This window comes from Bacillus sp. KICET-3, assembly GCF_033261025.1.
Lineage (GTDB): Bacteria > Bacillota > Bacilli > Bacillales > Bacillaceae > Bacillus > Bacillus sonorensis.
In genome coordinates this window covers 2,835,350-2,859,344 of the sequence record NZ_CP137345.1, presented here as the reverse complement: position 1 = coordinate 2,859,344, position 23,995 = coordinate 2,835,350, and the positions used below count along the sequence as shown (strand labels likewise).

2 protein-coding genes are annotated in these 23,995 nt (G+C 43.6%); both read left to right on the top strand.

Features of this window, described 5'->3' with window-relative positions; translation table 11 throughout:
- Positions 1-176 precede the first annotated feature (176 nt).
- Positions 177-15,944: a non-ribosomal peptide synthetase gene (locus tag R5H20_RS14490; protein ID WP_224254417.1), complete on the top strand. Its 15,768-nt coding sequence runs from the start codon at positions 177-179 to the stop codon at positions 15,942-15,944.
- A gap of 193 nt (positions 15,945-16,137) precedes the next feature.
- Entirely contained in the window at positions 16,138-23,958 is a 7,821-nt protein-coding gene (gene bacB / locus R5H20_RS14485) for a bacitracin non-ribosomal peptide synthetase BacB (RefSeq protein WP_224254416.1), read from the top strand.
- The last annotated feature ends 37 nt before the right edge of the window (positions 23,959-23,995 follow it).

Genomic DNA, 23,995 nt, shown 5'->3' with positions numbered 1-23,995 from the left:
AATACCATATATCCAATTCATAAAAAATTAACCATTATTAAACAATATTCCCATGGAAAATAATGAATTTTTTTGATAATCTGTTTTCACAAGACGGAGGTTCACTAAAAAATCGTTAAAAGAGCAACTACAGACCAATATTAAGAAAATATTCTATCAAAAAAGGAGAATAATGTATGGTTGCTAATCAGTCATTAAAAAATGGGGTATTTCAGAAAATGACAGAGAATGAAAAAGAATTAATACTACATCATTTTAACAATACGAAAACCGATTATCCAAAAGACAAGACACTTCATCAGCTGTTTGAGGAACAGGCGGAGAAAACCCCTGATCATACAGCCGTCGTATTCGGCAGCCAGCGCATGACATACAGAGAGCTGAACGAAAAGTCAAATCAGACTGCCAGACTGCTCAGGGATAAAGGTGTGGGATCCGGCTCCACTGCTGCGATCATGACAGGGCGCTCCTTCGAGATGATCATCGGCATCATGGGGGTGTTAAAAGCGGGAGGAACATACCTGCCGATCGATCCGGAAACGCCGAAGGACAGAATCGCCTATATGCTGAAAGACACTGAAGCGACCGTACTACTGACGAAGGGCGATGCCGCCTGCGCCATGGATTGTGAGGCCGAAGTCATTCATTTGGACAAGGAGGCATTCGCCGGATTCAGCAGAGAGCCGCTGCGTCTTGCCAATGATTCCGGTGACGCCGCCTATATTATATATACATCAGGTTCTACGGGAATGCCGAAAGGCGTAGTTACCCCGCACTACAGCGCTGTCCGGGTCGTGAAGAACACCAATTATATTGATATCCGGCATAACGATGTCATTCTCCAGCTGTCGAACTATTCCTTCGACGGGTCGATATTCGATATTTTCGGAGCTCTTTTAAACGGCGCCACACTGGTTATGATCGAGAAAGAAACGCTTTTAAACATCAGTGAGCTTGGAAGCGTTATCAAAAAAGAGAAAGTAAGCGTGATGTTCATCACGACGGCGCTCTTCAATACGCTCGCCGACATCGATATCGATTGTCTGGCCCAACTGCGAAAAATTCTGTTCGGCGGGGAAAGGGTATCGGTTCCCCATGCGAAAAAAGTGCTGGACCGCATCGGGCCGGATAAGCTGATCCATGTATACGGGCCGACGGAAAGCACGGTTTATGCGACATATTACTTCATCAATGACATCGGTGAAGAAGCCGAAACGATCCCGATCGGCAGACCGCTGGCCAATACGTCGGCATTGATTATGGACGAACAAGGCTGTCTCCTGCCGATCGGCGTTCCCGGAGAGCTCTGCATTTCCGGAGACGGATTGAGCACAGGGTATTTAAACCGCAAGGAGCTGACGGCGGAAAAATTCATCCCTCACCCGTTCATCCCGGGGGAAAGGCTGTATAAGACGGGCGACTTGGCAAAATGGCTGCCTGACGGCAATATCGAATTTATCGGCCGGATCGACCACCAGGTGAAAATCCGCGGCTTCCGGATTGAGCTCGGCGAAATCGAAAGCCAATTGGAAAAACATGAAGACATCAAAGAGACGATTGTAACCGTCCGGGAAGACGGGGAAAATCGCCCGTACATCTGCGCCTACATGACGTCAAAACGCGAAATCACAGTCAAAGAGCTGAGAGAATTTTTGGGGAATAAGCTGCCTGACTACATGATACCCGCTTATTTTGTCAAGCTGGACAAGCTGCCGCTGACGAAAAACGGAAAAGTGGACAGAAAAGCATTGCCGGAGCCTGACAGAACTGCCGGCACGGAAACGGAGTATGAAGCGCCGCGAAATGATACGGAAGAGAAGCTGGCAGAGATTTGGTGTGATATCTTGCATGTGGAAAAAGCGGGAATCAATGATCATTTTACAATGATGGGCGGCCATTCATTGAATGCCATGGAGCTGATTGCCAAAATAAAAGAGGATATGAATGTTGACATTCCGTTACATTTATTTTTTAAGCTCGCTACCATAAAGGAGTTAAGTGCTTTTATTGAATCCAATCAAGAAGAGTTTTCAGACGACAATGTTGTGGAAAATACAGCAGATCCGGAACATATGCATGAAAGCTTTCCTCTTACAGGAATTCAATTGGCATATTTGGTCGGAAGGGATGAAACGTTCGAAATCGGCGGAGTGGCGACCAATCTGACTGTCGAATTTGAAGCCGATGTTGATTTGAATCGATTTCAAACGGCATTGCAAAAATTAATTAACAGGCATCCGATTCTCCGCACCATCGTCTTTGAAAATGGAACACAAAAAATACTTGAAGAAGATCTGTGCTATACGATCGAAACCCTGGATGTAAGACATGTAACCAAACAAGAAACAGAAGCAAGGATTTTGAAACAGCGGGAGAAAATGACCTCCAAAATCATCGATCCTAGTGTATGGCCGCTGTTTGAAATCAAAACGTTTATTTTGCCGGAAGGAAAAAAATATTTTTTCCTCAATGTAGACCCGTTAATTTGTGATGACAGCAGCATGAAAATTTTGATCAGGGAGTTTAAACAATTTTATGAAAATCCCGGTCTGCAGCTTCCCTCCTTAGATTACAGCTTCAGAGACTATGTTTTGGCTTCGCTTGAATTTAAGCAAACGAACAGATATAAAAAAGACAAACAATACTGGTTGGATAAACTGAACAATTTTCCTAGCGCACCTGAGCTGCCTCTGACATATGATCCCGCTAATGTGACGAAGCCTACATTCAAGAAATTTTCGACATTTTTAGAACAGCATACATGGACCGAATTAAAGAAAAAAGCAAGAACCAAAAATCTTACACCGACATCCGTCCTTTGTGCAGCTTACGCTTATATTTTAGCCTATTGGAGCCGGCAAAATCATTTTGCCATTAACTTAACCGTATTTAACAGAATGCCGTTTCATCCAGATGTGAAGAACATGGTCGGGGATTTCACGACTTTAATGCTGTTGGACATTAATGCAGAAGATGGAATGAATTCTTTTTGGAACTTCGCTTTAAACGTTCAGGATACACTTTTGGAAGCACTTGAACACAGACATTATGACGGTGTTGATGTCATAAGGAACATCGCGAAAAAGAATGGCATGAATAAAAAGGCTGTCATGCCCATCGTGTTTACGAGTGTGCTGAGTGAAAATCCCGAAGATTCCTTTGATCAGCTGGTCGATTTTGATAAGATTCATTTCTTTAGCACAAGAACGTCCCAGGTGTACATTGATAACCAGGTTTATGAAATCAACGGCGGCCTGTATATCACATGGGATTATGTTGAGCAGATATTTGACCATGACGTCATTACATCCATGTTTAACCAGTTTATTGACGTCATCAACCAAGTCGTTTCCTGTGAGGAAGTATCAAATATCCAAATTGATGAAAAGAGCCGCAAAATTATACAAGATTACAATGATACAGATCAAAATTTCAATACGCTGCCATTGCACGAACTCTTTATCAATCAGGTGAAACAAGGGCCTGACCGCATCGCGGTAAAGCATCATGAACAATCTATGACATATCGGCAGCTGGACGAAACATCCAATCAAGTCGCAAGATATTTAATCGAAAAAGGAGTAGAAAAAGGCGATTATATAGGCGTTATAGGCAAAAGAAGCATAGGCACGATGATCAATCTGCTTGCTGTATTAAAGTCGGGTGCAGCCTATATTCCTCTTGATCCCGATTATCCGGAGGAAAGGAAGGAGTATATTAAATCAAAAAGCAATTGCAGATTCTTTATCAGCCATGACATTTATGAATATGAAAATATTGAGCGCTTCTCGAAAGAACCGGTTGATCAAAAAGTCAATCTCGAGGATATGGCATATGTCATATTTACATCCGGAAGCACAGGCAAGCCAAAAGGCGTTCAGATTACTCATGGAGCCGCTGCGAATACCATTCTCGATATCAATGAAAAGTTCGGCGTCTCAGAAAACGATAAAATAATGGGCATTTCCTCGTTGTGCTTTGATTTGTCGGTTTATGACGTATTTGGCGCTTTAAGCAGCGGGGCCGCTCTAATCATCATTGATGATCAAAGAGATGTATTCCGCTTGAAAGAGACAGTGGAAAAAGAGGAAATCACAATATGGAACTCTGTTCCTGCGCTGATGGGAATGACGGCTGACTTATATCATGACAGCGAACACAACCATCATGTAAGGCTTGTGCTGCTCAGCGGAGACTGGATACCGCTTCAGCTGCCTGAAAACATAAAGAAAACGTTTAAAAAGGCAGAAGTGATCAGCCTGGGCGGAGCAACAGAAGGATCCATCTGGTCGATCTACTACCCTATTCGAAAAATCGAAGATAGCTGGAAAAGCATTCCTTATGGGAAACCGCTCGCCAATCAAAAAATATATGTACTCAACCAGCATAAGCAATTGTGTCCTGTCGGTGTGGAAGGAGAGCTGTATATAGGCGGATTGGGAGTGGCAAGCGGCTATATCCATGACAAAGAAAAAACGGACCGGTCATTTATATGGCATCAAGAACTGGGCTATATCTATAAAACGGGTGATTACGGCGTATTAAAAGAGGATGGCTATGTAGAATTTCTCGGAAGAAAAGACAGCCAGGTGAAGATCAGGGGGTACAGAGTGGAATTGGGGGAAATTGAAAACACCCTCCTTAGCCATGCCGACATCAGGAAGGCAACGGTCATTGACCATCAAAACCTGGATGGCATCAAGAATTTATATGCCTTTGTTGTTGCAGAAAAAGAGATTAGTCAAAAAGATGTAAAGGGATTTTTGCAAAATACTCTGCCTGATTATATGATTCCGGTGAAATTTGTGAACATTGACGAAATTCCGCTCACTGTCAACGGAAAAATCGATAAGCGCAAGTTGCATCAATTGGCTGAAGAGCAAACAGGAGATGAAGGCACCTCAGGCGCATGCATAGAGCCGGAAAATGAAACACAGGCCATGCTCCTGGAGATTTGGAAGGACATATTCGGCCTGGACAGCATCAATCTCAACGTCAGCTATTATGAAATAGGCGGGGACTCGCTCAAGGCCATTTCGATGATTTCTGAAATCAATAAAAAAATGAATGTTGAAATGCCGATAGGCGAAATCTTTAAAAATGACACGATTATCGCTTTAGATCGCTATTTAAAAAGCAGAAAAGACCAACATATTGAAAATACGATTAAGAAGGCGGCTGTTAAGGAATATTACCCGGCATCACCGGCCCAAAAAAGAATGTACATGCTTTCCATGATGGAGAATGAAAGGGGAGCCTACCATATTCCGATGGCGCTTCTTGTCGAAGGGCGGATCAACCCTGTCCAACTAGAGAATGCATTTCAAAAGTTTTTGCAAAGACACGAAATTTTGCGAACCGGGTTTGACATTCTAGACAATGAACTTATCCAAAATATATATGATGACGTCGAATTTAAGATGGAATATGAACGCCTGGACGATTCCATAGCGGATCAACATGCTTTAATGGAAGCAACAAGCGCTTACTGCAAAGAATCCACAAGGCCTTTTGATCTAAGCCGGCCTCCTCTCATGAGGGTGAAGCTGATTACAATCAGCGAAGACAGGCACATATTGGTGATTAATTTTCATCATATTGTTGCCGACGGCGTCTCCCAAGGCATACTGATGAACGAAATTCTGGAGCTGTACACTGGTGAACCACTGCCGGAAGCCGGCGTCCAGTATAAAGATTATGTGGAATGGCATCATACTTTTCATCAATCCGCAGCGATGAAAAAGCAAGAGAAATTCTGGCTGGATGTCTATCGCGATATACCTGCGAGGCTGGATTTTCCTTATGATGATAAAAGGGAAAACATCGAAACGTTCGAAGGAAGCAACATATATTTAAACATCGATCAAAAGCTGTCAGAACATATAAGAGACTTAGCGAAAAACACAGGAACAACCCTTTATATGGTGATGTTAAGCGCATATTATGTGCTTCTAAATAAATATACGGATAAAACGGATATAGTTGTGGGAACGGCGGCCGCAGGAAGACTGCATCAAGATCTGCAAGATGTTTTCGGCGTTTTTGTCAATACGCTCGCTTTACGAAACAAGCTCGACACTTCAAAACCATTTAGGGAATTTTTGAACGAGACGAAAAATCATACGATTGCGGCCTTTGAACATTCCGAATATCAATTTGATGATTTAATCCGCAAGCTCAACATCAAAAGAGAGCCTAATCGAAATCCTTTATTTGACACGATGTTTGTTCTGGAAGATGCAAGGATGTTCACCAAACAGAAAGGCGATGTGAAGCTCAGTCCGATCATCTTCGAATTAGACAATGCCAAATTCGACATGACGTTTAATGTTTTAGACTTTGAACAAGAGATCATGTTGAATATTGAATACTCGACGAATTTATTCAAGGAAGCAACCATCTCAAGAATAGCGGAAAATTACCTCGGTATTTTAAGAGAAATATCGGCGAATCCTGACCTGGCGCTGGATCAAATCGGGATGATGTCGCGCGGGGAAAGGCAGATGCTATTGCAGGAGTTTAACAATACAAAGGTCGATTATCCAAAAGGAAAGACAATCCATCAGCTGTTTGAGGAGCAGGCGCAGCGGACGCCGGACCAAACGGCAGTTGTTTTCGAACATCAAAAACTGACGTACCGGCAGCTAAATGAAAAAGCAAATCGACTGGCGGGACTGTTAAGGGAAAAAGGCGTGCGTCCGGATACGCTCGTCGGGATCATGATGGAGCGTTCGACTGATATGATCGCCGCGATGATGGGAATCTTAAAGTCCGGCGGAGCTTATTTGCCTATTGATCCTGAATACCCGCTTGAGCGGATCAAGTACATGATGGATGACAGCCGGGTCAAATTCATTCTGACTGATGATCCGCATCGAAAGGGCCTTGAGGCAGACACGATCGAGTTCATTGATATAGGGGATGAAAGAATTGATGATCAAGATCCTTTTGACATTGCCAATGTAAATCAATGCGGCGATCTTGCATATGTGATCTATACTTCCGGATCAACAGGGAAGCCAAAAGGAGTGATGGTCGAACATCATTCTTTAGCCAACTTGTGCCACTGGCATCAATCCCGTTATGACATCAGCGAAAATGATAATAGTTCGATTTATGCAAGCGTCAGCTTCGATGCTTTTGTCTGGGAGCTCTTCCCTTATATTACGGCGGGAGCATCCGTTCATGTTTTGAATCATGAAACGAGATTGGATGTTGAAAAATTAAACCGCTATTTTCATGAGCATCATATTTCGATTTGCTTTTTGCCGACGCAAGTCTGCGAACAATTTATAGCCCTTGACAATCATTCTTTAAGAATCCTGTTAACGGGCGGAGATAAATTAAACATATATAAAGAAAAGAACTATCAAATCGTAAACAATTATGGACCGACAGAAAATACAGTCGTTTCCACAAGCTTTACCATTGACAAGACCTATCAAAATATTCCGATCGGCAAACCGATCGATAATGTCCAAGCATTCATCTTGAATCAGGACAATAAGCTGTGCCCGCTGGGGGCTGTCGGCGAGCTTTGCATAGGCGGTGAAGGGTTGGCCCGCGGATATTTGCACAGACCCGAACTGACAGCGGAAAAATTCATCCCGCATCCGTTTACTCCCGGAGAAAGAATGTACCGGACAGGGGATCTTGCAAAAATATTGCCTGATGGAAACATTCAGTTTTTAGGGCGGGTTGACCAGCAAGTAAAGATACGCGGCTACCGGATTGAGCCCGGCGAGATCGAAAGCAGGCTCCTCGAGCATACGGATATTGATGAAGCGGCGGTCATCGCAAGAGAGGACGGAGACCATGACAGCTACCTTTGCGCATATGTAGCCGCCAAAAAAGAAATCAAGCCGGAAGAACTCAGAAGCTTTTTAAAGAAAGACCTTCCGGATTATATGGTCCCTGCGCACTTTGTCAAGCTTGACCGGCTGCCGCTTACCGTGAATGGAAAATTGGACAAGAATAGACTGCCTGCGCCTGACCGAAGCGGCGGAATGGATATAAGCTATGAAGCGCCGCGGGATGAGACGGAAGAAAAACTTGCTTCCATTTGGGGAGAAGCTTTAGGCATTGAAAGCATCGGGATCAACCATAATTTCTTTGAAGCCGGCGGACATTCGCTCAAAGCCGCCGCATTATTGTCAAACATTCACAAAGAACTGAAAGTAAAGGTGCCGTTAAGACAAATATTTGAAACGCCGACGATTAAAGGGCTTAGAGAAAGTATCGCTTCAACAAGGAAAAGTGCTTATCCATCGATCGCCAAAGCGGAAGAAAAACCTTATTACCGCCTGTCTTCAGCGCAAAAAAGGCTGTTTATCCTCAATCAAATCGAAGGCGGCGGAATCAGCTATAACATGCCTTTTGCCATGACGATTGAAGGCGATTTTGATATCCGGCGATTTGAGAATGCCTTGAAACACATGATTCAAAGACATGAATCTTTTAGAACCTCCTTTTTGATGATCGACGGAGAACCAGTGCAAAAGATTGAAAAAGAGCTTGATTTTCAAGTGGCATACAGTGAGATCGGTGCAGAAATGCCTGAAGACAAAATAAAAGATTTCATCAGACCGTTTCATTTGCAAAAAGCGCCGCTTGTCAGGGCGGAAGTCTTAAAAATGAATGAAAACAAACACCTGATGATGTTTGATATGCACCATATCATATCAGACGGCGTGTCAATGGACATTTTTATGAAAGAATTGTCGGCCTTATATGAAGGAAAAACGCTGCCGCCATTAAAGCTTCAGTATAAAGACTATTCTGAATGGGAAAAAGGCATTGTTCAGCATCATGAGCTGAAAAAACAGGAAGCGTATTGGCTGAATGTATTTAAAGGTGACATTCCGGTATTGAACATGCCGACAGATTATAAAAGGCCGCTCACCCAAAGCGCTGAAGGAGATACCGTAACATTGACGATCGAAAGAGAAACGCTCGCCAAGCTGCAAAACGTGGCGAAAGAAAACGGAGTTACGATGTACATGCTTCTTTTAGCGGGGTATACAGCGCTGCTTTCCAAATATACCGGACAAGAAGACGTCATCGTTGGGACGCCGGTCGCGGGAAGAAGACATGAGGATATCCATCATGTCATCGGAATGTTCGTCAATACCCTTGCGATCAGAAATCATCCTGAAGGGAACAAGACTTTCAGAAAGTACTTAAATGAAGTAAAAGAAAACACGCTGCTGGCTTATGAAAACCAGGATTATCAATTCGAAGAGCTTGTAGAAAAGGTCAATATCCAAAGAGATATGTCGCGCAACCCGCTGTTTGATACGATGCTTGTGTACCATAACACAGCTGTAAAGCCGTTTGAAGCAAATGGGCTGAGAAACAAAATGGTTGGGATCGAGCGCGGTATTTCCAAGTTTGATATAACGGTCAATGCAAGCGAATCTGCCAACGGCTTGATATTGGAAGTAGAATATTGCACGGCTTTATTTAAAAAAGAAAGAATAGAAAGATTAGCGGAACATCTGATCAATTTATTGCAAAAAGCAGCGGAAAATCCGGATATTGAACTAAATCAAATTGATGTCTTAAAAAAGGCTGAACGAAATAGGATTCTGCAAGGATTTAATCGCACAGACGGAGCGTTCTGCAAAGAGAAAACGATACCGCAGCTGTTTGAAGAACAGGCGGAAAAGACTCCAGATCACACGGCGGTCGTTTTTGCAGATGACAAGATCACTTACAGGGAACTAAATGAAAGGGCGAATCACCTCGCCTCCATTCTGCGTGAAAAGGGAGTAGGCCCGGACATCGTGGCGGGCATTATCACCGAAAGGTCAATCGAAATGATTGTCGGCATTATGGGCATATTGAAAGCGGGAGGAGCCTATTTGCCGATCGATCCCGAATACCCGGAGGAAAGAAAAAGGTACATGTTAAAGGACAGCCGGGCCAAGGCAGTATGTGTGAGCGGTGATGCCCATCCGGGTGAAGATTTTAACGGAGAAATCATCAGGCTTGATCAATTGCATACGAAAGACCATACAACCAGCATGAAGCATCTTATCAACCCGCAAAATCTGGCATATGTCATTTACACATCAGGATCTACCGGAAAACCGAAAGGCGTAATGATAGAGCATCATAGTGTGAATAATTTGGTTCAGGGGCTGAATGAAAGAATTTATCAGCATCTCAACTCCCATTTACACGTAGCATTGGTCGCGCCGTATATATTCGATGCCTCTGTCAAACAAATCTTTGCATCGCTCCTGCTTGGGCATACCCTCTACATCGTCCCGAGAGAAGCGAGCTTTGACGCCATGAGCTTAATTGACTTCTACGAGAAAAACAGAATCAATGTATCTGATATGACGCCTGCTCATGTAAACATGCTGACTTATATAAACAAAATGGAACGGGATTTGGCTCTCGATGAATTGATCGTAGGAGGGGATTCGTTAACGCCTGAGCTGGTCGAGGGGCTATTCGAAAAGCTTCCGGGCCTGAAGTGCAATATTACAAACGTATACGGTCCGACAGAGTGCTGCGTTGACGCAGCGTCATATCAAATCGAATTTGGACAACCGGCGCCAAGGCCGTCCATTCCGATCGGCAGGCCGCTTTTTAACACACAAATATATATCGTCGACAAGGAACATAATCCTCAGCCAATCGGAATTGCCGGAGAAATGTGCATATCCGGAGAGGGCGTGGCAAGGGGTTACCTAAACCAGCCTGAGCTTACGGCAGATCAATTTGTCGATCATCCATTTGAGCCTGGCAAAAAAATGTATAAAACCGGAGATTTGGCCATGTGGCATCCGGATGGGAATATTGAGTTTTTAGGAAGAGCCGACCATCAGGTGAAAATTCGCGGCTACAGAATAGAGCTCGGTGAAGTGGAAAATCAATTACTCAGACACGAGGACATAAAAGAAGCGGCAGTGCTTGCCAGAAAAGATCAAAATCAAAACCGTTATTTATGCGCCTATATTACAGCTGAGGAGGATTTGACGGCCGAGGCTGTTCGACAGTTCCTGGAAAAAGAAATTCCCGATTACATGCTCCCTTCATATATTGTCAAGCTCGATGAGCTGCCCTACACATCAAGCGGCAAAATAGACAGAAAGGCGCTGCCGGAACCTGGCGGCAATCTAAGCGCGGGAACGGAGCTTGAACCGCCGCGAAATGAAATCGAACGAAAGCTGGTGCAAATCTGGAGAGAGATTCTTGGTGCAGAGGATATCGGAATCAGCCACCATTTCTTTGCATCAGGGGGAGATTCAATTAAGGCGCTGCAAATTGTGTCAAGGCTGGCAAGACTGAACCTGAAGCTTGAGATGAGGGAACTGTTTGCCCATCCAAAAATAAAAGATCTCAGCAAATATATAAGGAAGGAAACAAAAGAGCAAAGCCATAACGAAGCCGTTACAGGTGAAACAGAGCTGCTTCCAATACAAAAAAGATATTTTGCGAAAAACAAAGAGGAGCTCGACCACTTTAACCAGTCATTTATGCTCTTTAGAAAAGACGGCTTTGACGAAAATGATGTAAGAAAGGCCTTCAATAAAATATTGGAGCACCACGACGCGCTGAGGATGATCTACAAAGAAAAAGACGGCGAAATCATTCAATTGAACAGGGGCTACCAGGACAACCTTTTCGGTTTGGATGTGCACAATATCAAAGGGATAGAGCATCAAGCGGAAAGGGTCCATGAACTGGCGGCCGATATACAAAAGAAATCATCTATAAAAGATGGAAAATTGGTGAACCTCGCTATCTTTCAAGCAGATGAGGGAGACCATCTTCTTATTGTGATCCATCACCTTGTCGTTGACGGGGTATCGTGGAGAATCATCCTTGAGGATTTCGAAACATTGTACACTCAGGCAGCAAAAGGCGAAAGGCTTGATATCGGATACAAAACGGATTCCTATCAGGCATTCGCCCGTCAATTGAAGGCGTATGCCGCCGGCCGGAAGCTGTTGAAGGAAAGAGAGTATTGGCGAGAGACGGCAAAAGCCCATGCTCCATTTATTCCTGAAAATAAAATGCTGGAAAGAGATACATTTGAAAACAGCACGACATTCAGCATCACACTCGACAAAGAGACAACCTCGGCTCTGTTGAGAAAAACAAACAGAGCGTACAACACGGAAATCAACGACATTTTGTTAACGGCGTTATTATCCGGAGTCAGGGATATGACCGGCGAAAACAAACTGAAGGTCATGATGGAAGGCCACGGCAGGGAAGACATTCTGGAAGGTGTTGATATCAGCAGAACGGTTGGCTGGTTCACAACGGTCTACCCGGTATTCCTGAACTTGGGTGAAGAAAAAGAGCTGTCCCGAAACATCAAAATGGTTAAAGAGTCGTTGAGAAAAATACCGAATAAAGGGATAGGCTACGGTGTCTTAAAATACCTGACCCGGGAGCTGGATGAATTAAACGAAGTCCGTGCGCCAATTTCTTTTAATTATTTTGGAGAAATGAACGAGCTGAACCGAAACGTATTTTCTCAATCGCCATTGCCATCCGGCGAAAGCGTCGGAGGCAAAGTCTTGCGGCACTGCCCGATCGAAATGAATGCTATCGTGACAAACGGCGAATTGACCATATATACAACATTTAATCAAGAACAATATCACCCAAGCACAATCCGTCAATTCAATCAAACATACAAGGAAAACCTTGAAAAGATAATTGCTCATTGCGCAGCCAAAGACATCATTGAGATGACACCTTCTGATTATGGCGACGCTTCGCTGAGTCTCGAGGAACTGGAGAACATCAAGAACAAGTACAGTTCATGTCACATCGAGAAGATTTACCCGCTTGCCAATATGCAAAAGGGGATGCTCTTCCACGCCATGGAGGATCACACGTCCGGCGCGTACTTCCAGCAAATCGTCTTTGATTTAAAAGGCAGTGTAAATGCGGCCATTTTAGAAGATAGCTTTAATGAGATTGTAAAGAGACATGAGATCCTGAGAGCATCATTTGAATACGAAATCGTCGAGGAACCGAGGCAGATCATTGCCGCCGAGCGGAAAATAGCTTTTACATCGATTGACCTGAAAGAAAAGAGCCGTGCTCAGAAGCAAATGCTAATCGAAAAATATCTAAAAGAAGATCAAGAAAAAGGATTTGACCTGAGCAGCGAATCTCTGATGAGAGTATGTTTGATCAGAATAGATGATGAATCATATCAACTCATTTGGAGCCATCATCACATATTGCTGGACGGCTGGTGTCTGGGGATCATGGTAAGCGAGCTGTTCAACATATATGGAAAAAGGATGACGGGTGACATCCTTCAATTAGAAGCTCCGAAACCGTACAGCGACTATATCAAATGGCTGGAAAAACAGGATCAAGATGAAGCGAAGGAATATTGGCAAACATATTTGGATGGATATGAGACCCGAATCGAACTTCCAAAACGGCATCATCGCAAAAATACTGAAGAATATTGTGGTGAAGAAAAAGTCATAGCATTGTCAAAAGATCTTACAAAGAAATTGACTCAAATCGCAAATCAAAACAATGTAACGATCAATACCGTCCTTCAGGGCATTTGGGGCATTGTTTTGGCCAAATACAACAAAGCAGAAGAAGTGGTGTTCGGAACCGTCGTATCGGGACGGGAAGCCAAGGTAGACGGTATCGGCGGAATGCTTGGACTGTTTATTAATACAATTCCAACCAGAATCAGGTTCGGCGGCAAGAGCTTCAAGGAAGTATTGAAAATAACCCAGGCCGAGTCCCTTGAAAGCAATCGATACAGCTATATGAATCTATCAGAGCTTCAAGAGCTGAGTGAGCTGAAAAGAGAGTTGATCAGCCATGTCATGGTATTTCAAAATTATGCATTTGATCGGCATCTGTTGAACAATATCGGCGACATCGGCTTTGAACTGAAGAGCGTACACGGAAAAGAGCGGACAAACTATGATTTTAATATGATCGGTGTTTTGGAAGAAGACAGGCTGACGCTGAAAATTGCGTATGATCAAAATGTCTATGATCAAATCATGATTGATAACATAGAAAAGCATGTGATAGCCGTCGCAGAACAAGTGGCTGAACATGAGGAGAAGACATTAAGCGAAATCGATCTTGTGTCAGACGAGGAAAGAAACAGGCTGTTATACGAATTCAACAATACGAAAACCGATTATCCAAAAGACAAAACGCTTCATCAGCTGTTTGAGGAACAGGCGGAGAAAACCCCTGATCATACAGCAATCGTATTCGGCAGCCAGCGGATGACGTACAGGGAGCTGAACGAAAAAGCAAACCAGGCAGCCAGACTGCTCAGGGATAAAGGCATTAGCGCCGGCTCTATTGCGGCGATCATCACAGAGCGCTCTTTCGAGATGATCATCGGCATCATGGGGGTGTTAAAAGCAGGAGGAATGTACCTGCCGATCGATCCGGAAACGCCGAAGGACAGAATCGATTATATTCTGGAGAATAGCGGTGCTGAATTGGTGCTGACCAAAGAACCGCTGCTTGAAAACGTTGCGATTGAGACGGTTGATCTGTGCGCAAATGATTTGCAGATACAAAGCGTGAAAAACCTTCGGCCAGTCAATCGTTCGAGTGATACAGCCTACATTGTCTATACATCAGGCTCAACCGGAACGCCAAAAGGCGTGGTCATCCCGCACTACAGCGCGGTCCGGGTCGTGAAGAACACCAATTATATTGATATCCGGCATGACGATGTCATCCTCCAGCTGTCCAACTATTCGTTCGACGGGTCGATATTCGATATTTTCGGTGCTCTTTTAAACGGCGCCACACTCGTCATGATCGAGAAAGACACGGTGCTGAATATCAGCGAACTCGCAGAAGTGATCAACAAACAACAGGTCAGCGTGATGTTCATCACGACGGCGCTCTTCAATACGCTCGCCGACATCGATATCGATTGTCTGGCCGGTCTGCGAAAAATCCTGTTCGGCGGAGAAAGGGTGTCAATGCCGCATGTAAAAAAAGTGCTGGACCGCATCGGGCCGGATAAGCTGATCCATGTGTACGGCCCGACGGAAAGCACGGTTTATGCGACATATTACTTCATCAATGACATCGATGAAGAAATGGAAACGATCCCGATCGGCAGACCGCTGGCCAATACGTCGGCATTGATTATGGACGAACAAGGCTGTCTCCTGCCGATCGGGGTTCCCGGAGAGCTCTGCATTTCCGGAGACGGATTAAGCACAGGGTATTTAAACCGCGAGGAGCTGACAGCGGAAAAATTCATCCCGCACCCGTTCATCCCGGGAGAAAGGCTGTATAAGACGGGCGACTTGGCAAAATGGCTGCCTGACGGCAACATCGAATTTATCGGCCGGATCGACCACCAGGTGAAAATCCGCGGCTTCCGGATTGAGCTCGGCGAAATTGAAAGCCAACTAGAGAAGCACGACGACATCAATGAAACGATCGTCACCGTCAGGGAGGACGGGGAAAATCGCCCGTACATCTGCGCCTACATGACGTCAAAACGCGAGCTCACGGTTGAAGAGCTGAGAGAATTTTTGGGGCATAAGCTGCCTGACTACATGATACCCGCTTATTTTGTCAAGCTGGACAAGCTGCCGCTGACGAAAAACGGAAAAGTGGACAGAAAAGCATTGCCGGAGCCGGACAGAAGCGCTGGAGCAGAAAGGGAATATGAGGAGCCAAGGAACTTTGTCGAAAAACAAATCCTTTCCATATTGGAAACAGTTCTCGGGACAGAGCGAATGGGGATTTCCTGCCACTTCTTTGAAAGGGGAGGCAATTCGCTGAAAGCGATGCAAGCCGTCCATTCTATTAATAAAGCTTTTGGCATCAATATGAGGATTAGTACGTTCTTTCAGAATCCGACTGTCAAAAGCTTAGCCGGTTTCGTATTTAACGGTGACGCTGAAACAGCCGTCATGATGGAATACGCAGAGGAAGAAATATAAGCCTTGAAAATGATGGGATAAGCAAATGATGGAGCTTGCTTATGGAGTCATTATATTCAGTTGGCCATAACGACATTTCCGAATTTACCCGCACTGTACAATCTATCCTTCAGGTGATAGATTGTACAGCTGCCTTTTGTTGCACAATCTATATATTAGCGCTGCTAGTCTGATGAATGGAGTGATGATTGATATGAGTATAATAGACTTCATAAATGATTTAAAAAAGAAACATATCTTCTTATATCATAACGAAGGAAAAATCAAAATCATTGGTCCGCAGGAATTATTGACGGCTGAGTTAAAACAAAAAATAAAGAGATATAAACAAGACATCATAGCCGTTCTTAAAAACGCCGAAGAAAAAAAGGAGCACAGCATTCCGAAAGCGGATCTAACCAAAAACGGGTGCTACCCCTTATCAAGGGAACAAAAGAGGATGTTTATTTTAAATAAGCTTGACGACAGCGGAACGGCATACAACATGCCTTTAGCTGTAAAAATAAAAGGCGATGTTCAAGTCGGTCAGTTTGAACTGGCATGGAGACAGTTAATCCGCAGACATGAAGCGTTCAGAACCTCTTTTGTCACATTTGATGGCGAACCGCTACAAAAAATAGAACAAGACGTTGAGTTTCATGTAGAATACGGCGAATTGGGACAAGAAAGCATTCAGGAGAGAATCGGGAGGTTTATCAAACCGTTTCATTTAGAAAAAGCACCGCTTTTAAGAGTCGAAATCGTAAAAATCAGTGAAGCTGAGCATATGATGATGGTTGACATGCACCATATTGTATCAGACGGCGTCTCTATCGGAATTTTAATGAAAGAACTCGCCGATTTTTGCGGAGGCAGAGAATTATCTCCTGTGACGCTGCAATATAAAGATTATTCTGAATGGCAGAGAGCAATCGAGAAGAAAGGCGGTTTGAAAAAGCAGGAGGAATATTGGCTGAATGTTTTTCAGGGGGAAATACCGGTTTTGAATATGCCGCTTGATTTCGCAAGGCCAAAAATCAGAAGCTTTGAAGGGGACAGGACCGTTTTTGAGCTGGATCAAGACATCACTGAAAAGCTTCAAAGCATAGCGGCAGAAAACGGAGCTACGATGTATATGGTCCTATTGGCGGCGTATACGATACTGCTTTCAAAATACACGGGACAAGAAGATATCATTGTAGGCTCTCCAATTGCGGGAAGATCGCATGCCGATTTGAAACATACGATCGGAATGTTTGTCAACACCCTTGCAATGAGAAATTGTCCAAAAGGCGACATGACATTCACTGAATACTTAAATCAAGTAAAAAACAATACATTAAACGCCTATGAAAATCAAGATTATCAATTCGATACACTGGTTGAAACATTAAACCTGAAAAAAGACATGAGCCGAAACCCGCTGTTTGACACGATGTTTGATCTGCAAAATCCTGATGATTTCACATGTGAAGCCGGCGGATTGAATCTGGAAACATACCATTTTCCATTTGATGTCGCGAAATTTGATATAAGCCTTACGGCGTTTCATCATGGGGATCATATCAAGCTGGATTTCCAATATTGCACGAAACTGTATAAAAAAGAAACGATCAAAAGAATGGCACGCCACCTATTGAATATTTTAAACGATGCTGTCTATCATCCCGCACGGAAGCTGAGCGAAATCAGGATGATTTCTGCAGAAGAAAAATACGCCGTATTACATACTTTCAATCTTGAGAAAGCGGACTATCCGCAGAATATGACAGTCAATAGACTGTTTGAAGAGCGGGCTGAAAAGACCCCTGATCATACCGCGGTCATATTTGAAGACGAACAGTTATCATACCGGGAGCTTAACGAAGCGTCCAATCAATTGGCCTGGCTGCTCAGAAAAAACGGAGTAAAGCCCGATACGATCGTGGGAATCATGGCCGGGCGCTCTCTTGAGATGATCATTGGGATTTTGGGGATCTTAAAAGCAGGGGGAGCTTATCTGCCGATCGATCCGGACTATCCGGCAGACAGAATCAAATATATGCTGGAAGACAGCGGGGCAGATGCTATCGTGGTGCAGGAGCATTTAAAATCCAAAATAGACGGGTTTCAGTTGGTGACCATTGAAGACAGCGCGCCTTTCAGCAAAGAAAACCCTCCAACTCTAAACCATGCTTCCGATTTAGCATATGTCATTTATACATCGGGTTCTTCCGGCAGACCAAAAGGCGTGATGACGACTCACCGTAATGTCATTAACTATATTCATTCATTTACAAAAAGGGTTCCTTTACATGAAAACGATACTGTGCTTCAAGTGGTATCATTTTCGTTTGATGCATTCTCAGAAGAACTGTATCCGATTTTGGCAAACTCCGGGCGGCTTGTGATCAGCAAAAAAATCGGCGATTTGAATATCGATGAACTGGTTGGAATGATCAGCAAGCATCGTGTGACACTTATTACCTGCTCTCCGCTTTTATTAAATGAAATCGATAAAAATAAACATCTAACCTTCCATCCGCATATGAAATTTATCAGCGGAGGAGACGTTTTAAAATATGAATATATAGAACATATCATAAAAAACGCCGATGTTTATAACTCCTACGGCCCGACGGAAGCAACGGTTTGTGCAACTTATTATAAATTGAGCGGTGATGATCGTAATAAAACAAGCATTCCAATCGGCAAACCATTAACCAATTATAAGGTGTATATCGCCGATCAATACGGCCGGCCGCAGCCGGTTGGAATACCGGGTGAACTGCTGATCGGAGGAGACGGTCTTGCCCGGGGGTACGTGAATAACAAAAAATTGACAGACGCGGCGTTTATATTGGACGCCTCAGGCGAGAGAGTGTACCGCACAGGAGATTTAGCGAGATGGCTCCCAGACGGAAACATCGAATTTTTAGGCAGAATCGATCATCAAGTTAAAATCCGCGGCTATCGGATCGAGCTCGAAGAAATTGAACACCGGTTACTAAAGAACGGCGATATAAATGAAGCGATCGTCATCGCCAGGGAAGACGATCAGAACGATAAATATTTGTGTGCTTACATGACATTAAAAAACAAAGACGCGTCGATCGATCAAATCAAACAATCTTTGGCGGAGGACCTTCCCGAGTACATGATTCCGTCATACTTCGTAAAGCTGGATAAGATTCCGCGTACCATCAATGGAAAAGCGGATGTCAAGGCATTGCCTGAGCCTGATTCCAGGGCGCTTGCAGAAGCGTTTTATGAAGCCCCACGAAATAAAACGGAAGAAAAGCTTTTATTGATCTGGCAGGATATACTGGGCCAAGAAAAGATCGGCATTAACGATCACTTCTTTCAAATCGGAGGACATTCATTAAAAGCTTTTTCATTGGCCGCTAAAATTCAAAAAGAATTGAATGCGGAAGTGACGTTGAAGGAAATATTCAGTTACCCGACAATTAAAGACATCGCGGCACATATCAGCCAAAAACATAAAAAGATTCATTCGCCAATCAAACAAGCCGAGAACAAAGAGTATTACCCTCTTTCATCGGCTCAAAAAAGATTGTATGTCCTGAACCAAATTGAAGACGGCCAAACGGCATACAACATGCCATTCGCCCTAAAGATAAAGGGCGGACTCCAGGCGGTAAAGCTTGAAAATGCCTTAAAAACAGTAATCGACAGACATGAAGGATTCAGAACATCCTTTGTTACATTAGACGGCGAGCCCGTCCAGAAAATAGAAGAGAATGTCAATTTTAAAATGAAATACGGAGATTTGGGAAATCAGAACCTCCGGGAACGAATGAATCAATTTATTCAGCCATTTGATCTGGAAAAAGCTCCCCTTCTTAGAGCAGAACTGCTTAGGGTGGCAGCGGATGAACATATCCTGCTGATTGATATGCATCATATCATTTCAGACGGGGTGTCGGTGGGGATATTCATGAAGGAATGGGCCGCTTTATATGAAGAAAAGCAATTGCCGCCATTAACCATTCAGTATAAAGATTATTCTGAGTGGCAAAGAGAAGCCTATCAAAAAGACAGTATAAAAAAACAGGAAGAATACTGGCTCCATGTATTTCAAGGCGACATCCCCGTTCTCAACATGCAGACCGACTATCAAAGGCCGCAATTGCAAAGCTATGAAGGCGACCGCATCGCATTTAACATCGGGGATAAGCTGACCGAAAAACTGAAGAGAATCGCTGAAGAACATGGCGTTACGATGTACATGCTCCTGTTAGCCGGTTATACTGTACTCCTTTCAAAATATACCGGACAGGAAGATGTGATCGTCGGTTCGCCGATTGCGGGAAGATCCCGCGATGAATTGGAAAACACGATTGGAATGTTTGTCAACACGCTTGCCATGCGGAACTATCCAAAAGGCCGCACCAGATTTGTTAAGTACTTACAAGAAGTGAAGGAACATACGCTAAATGCTTATGAAAATCAAGACTATCCATTCGATGAACTGGTAGAAACATTAGACTTGGAACGGGACATCAGCAGAAATGCGTTGTTTGACACGATGTTTGACATGCAGGCCTTGGAAAATGCAGAGCCGCAAATAGACGGACTCGATTTTGAAACATGCCACATGGAGTTTGATATTGCAAAATTCGATCTGTCTCTAGCAGCGGCGGAAACCGCAGACGGAATCACTTTTCATCTGGAATTTTGCACAAAACTGTTTAAAAAAGAGACTGTACAGACGTTGGCGGAGCATTTCGTTCATATCTTGGAGGATATTTCCAATCAGCCGGACAAGACATTAAACGAAATCAATATGCTTTCAGAAGAGGAACGAAACAAGATACTTTATCAATTCAATGATACGAAGACCGAACATCCGACAGGGATTTTGCCGACATTGTTTGAAGAACAGGCGGAACATTCGCCGAATCGGCCGGCAGTAGTCTTTAAAGATCAAACCTTAACCTACCGCGAATTAAATGAAAAAGCGAATCAATTGGCTAGAACGTTGCGGAAAAAAGGCGTGGGCCGGGAGTCCATCGTCGGAATAATGGCAGATCGGTCATTGGATATGGTAACAGGAATATTGGCGATCCTCAAGGCCGGAGGGGCATATCTCCCGCTGGATCCGGGGTATCCGAAAGAACGAATCGAATATATGCTTAAAGACAGCGCCGCTGATGTATTGCTTATTCAAAACCATCTTATCGGCAACATCAGCTTTACAGGCGAGATCCTCGATATCAGCCAATCGGATGCTTATGATTCCGATGGAAGCAATCTGAGGCCTGTCAATACTTCCGGTGATTTGGCATATGTCATCTATACATCGGGAACAACAGGCAATCCGAAAGGTGTTATGGTGGAGCATCGAAACTTGATTCATGCCCACTACACATGGAAAAAGCACTATGAATTGGCGGAATGTCAAGTGAATCTCCTTCAGCTGGCCAGCATTTCTTTTGATGTATTTGCCGGAGACTTATGCAGAAGTCTCTTCAATGGCGGCACGATGTATATTGTGCCGGATGATGCAAAGCTGGAAATGAATCTGTTATATGAAATGATAAAAAAACATAGCATTCATATGTTTGAATCGACACCAAGCTTTGTGATCCCTTTTATGAAATATATCCATCATCATCAGCTGGATATAAGCAGCATGAAACTTCTGATCATGGGGTCTGATAACTGTGCGATCAAAGATTATAAGTGGCTTGTGGAACAGTACGGAAAAAGCATGAGAATCATCAACAGCTATGGCGTCACTGAAGCTTCCGTTGATTCCGGCTATTATGAAGAACAATTGGACAACATCCCGGACATTGCGAATACGCCGATAGGAAAACCGCTTGACAATACAGCATTTTATATATTGGATTCTTCATTAAATCCACAGCCTGTTGGAGTCTATGGCGAGCTGTACATTGGAGGCGAAGGGGTTGCAAGAGGATATTTGAACAATCCTGAACTCACCAGGGAAAAGTTTGTTCCCAACCTTTTTGAAGCCGGGAGGAAGATGTACAAAACGGGAGACCTGGCGAGATGGCTGCCAGATGGAAATGTCGAATTCCTGGGCAGAATCGATCACCAGGTAAAGATTCGCGGTTTTAGAATAGAAATCGGTGAAATTGAAGCAAGACTCCTCGATAAGCAGGAGATAAGCGAAGCTGTCATCATTGATCGAGAAGACAGCAAGGGTTATAAATACCTGTGCGCTTATATTACCGCTCAAAAGAACATAAATACAAATGAACTAAGAGAATATTTGTCCAATCACTTGCCGGACTATATGATCCCTTCCTATTTTATTCAAATCAGCAAGATGCCTCTCACACCAAACGGAAAGGTCGATCGAAAAGCACTCCCTGAACCGGACGAAGACGTCAAAACAGCAAGCGAATATGAAGCGCCCCGAAATGAAACGGAAGAAAAGCTGATCGCCGTTTGGCAGGAAGTGCTGGACAGAGACAAAATCGGAATCAATGATAATTTCTTTGAAATCGGGGGAGATTCGATCAAGGCTCTGCAGATCGTTTCAAAATTATCAAGAGCCGATCTGAAGCTTCAGGTAAAAGATCTGTTTACCAATCCTGCCATTAAACAGCTCAGCAAATATGTGAAAAAAGAAGCGAAAACACGCAGAAACAACGAAATCATTCAAGGAGAAGTACCGCTGACCCCGATCCAACGGTCGTTTTTTGAAGCGAACAAAGAAGAGCAAGACCATTATAATCAGGCTTTTATGCTTTACAGAGAAACCGGCTTCGATGAAAAGATCGTCGAAAAGGTTCTCCATAAACTTGTCGAACAGCATGACGCATTAAGGATGATATATAAAGAGAAAAACGGTGAAATGGTTCAGCATAACCGGGGCTTGGAAGCCGGCATCTTCGATTTGTATGTCTATGATATGAAAACGGAAGCGAACCTGGAGGAAGCCGTATATCAGACAGCGACAAACATTCAAAAAGACATCTCGATTCAAGCGGGGAAAATGGTTAAAATATGTATTTTTAAAACGGGTCATGGTGACCATCTTCTCATGGTCATTCACCATCTTGCAGTGGATGGGGTGTCTTGGAGAATCCTGTTCGAGGATTTTGGAGCGGCATACAGTCAAGCATTGCAGGGCAAAGCCATTGAGCTTGGCTATAAAACCGATTCGTACAAAACGTTTTCAGAAAAACTCATCGAGTATGCCCATAGCAGAACGCTAGCGAAAGAAAAAGCGTATTGGCGAAAGATTTCAAAAGGAAAGATGGAGTTTATCCCTAAAAAACACGAGGCAGCAAACCATAACTATGAAAATAGCAAAACACTCAGAGTGTCCCTCAGCAGAACAGAGACTGAACGATTGCTGAAAGAGACGCATAAAGCATACAATACGCAAATTAACGACATCCTGATAACAGCTTTGTTGATTTCTATAAGGGAGCTGACGGGAGAAAACAAGCTTAAAATCCTTATGGAAGGGCATGGAAGGGAAGACGTTTTGCAGGGTGTCGATATCAGCAGAACAGTAGGCTGGTTTACCTCCATATATCCCGTATTCATCGATTTAGAAGAAGAAACCGGGCTGGCCATGACCATAAAGATGGTGAAAGAAGCATTAAGAAAAATACCAAATAACGGAATTGGCTACGGCATCCTCAAGTATTTGACAAAAGACGAAGAGCTATTGAAGGATGAGAGGCCGCCGATATTATTTAATTATCTTGGTGAAATCGATCATGATATGACAACTGAACAATTTTCATCATCAAAGCTTCCGGCAGGTCAAAGCATCGGGGAAAAAAGTGCAAGAGATGCCTCCGTTGAGATCGATTCAGTCGTTGTGAATCATCAACTCATCATCAGTACGACATTTAACGGATACGAGTACGCCGAACAGAGGATCAGGGATTTTAATCAAACATATAAAGAAAGTCTTCAAACGGTTATCAATCACTGCATAAACAAAAATGAAACCGAAAAAACGTCTTCTGACTACGGCTACGACAAAATCTCATTGAAAGATCTTGATGAATTATTGAATGAATATGAATCTGTAGACAGCTAATTTCTACTGAGGGTATGTTCCGATTCGCGGTGAAACA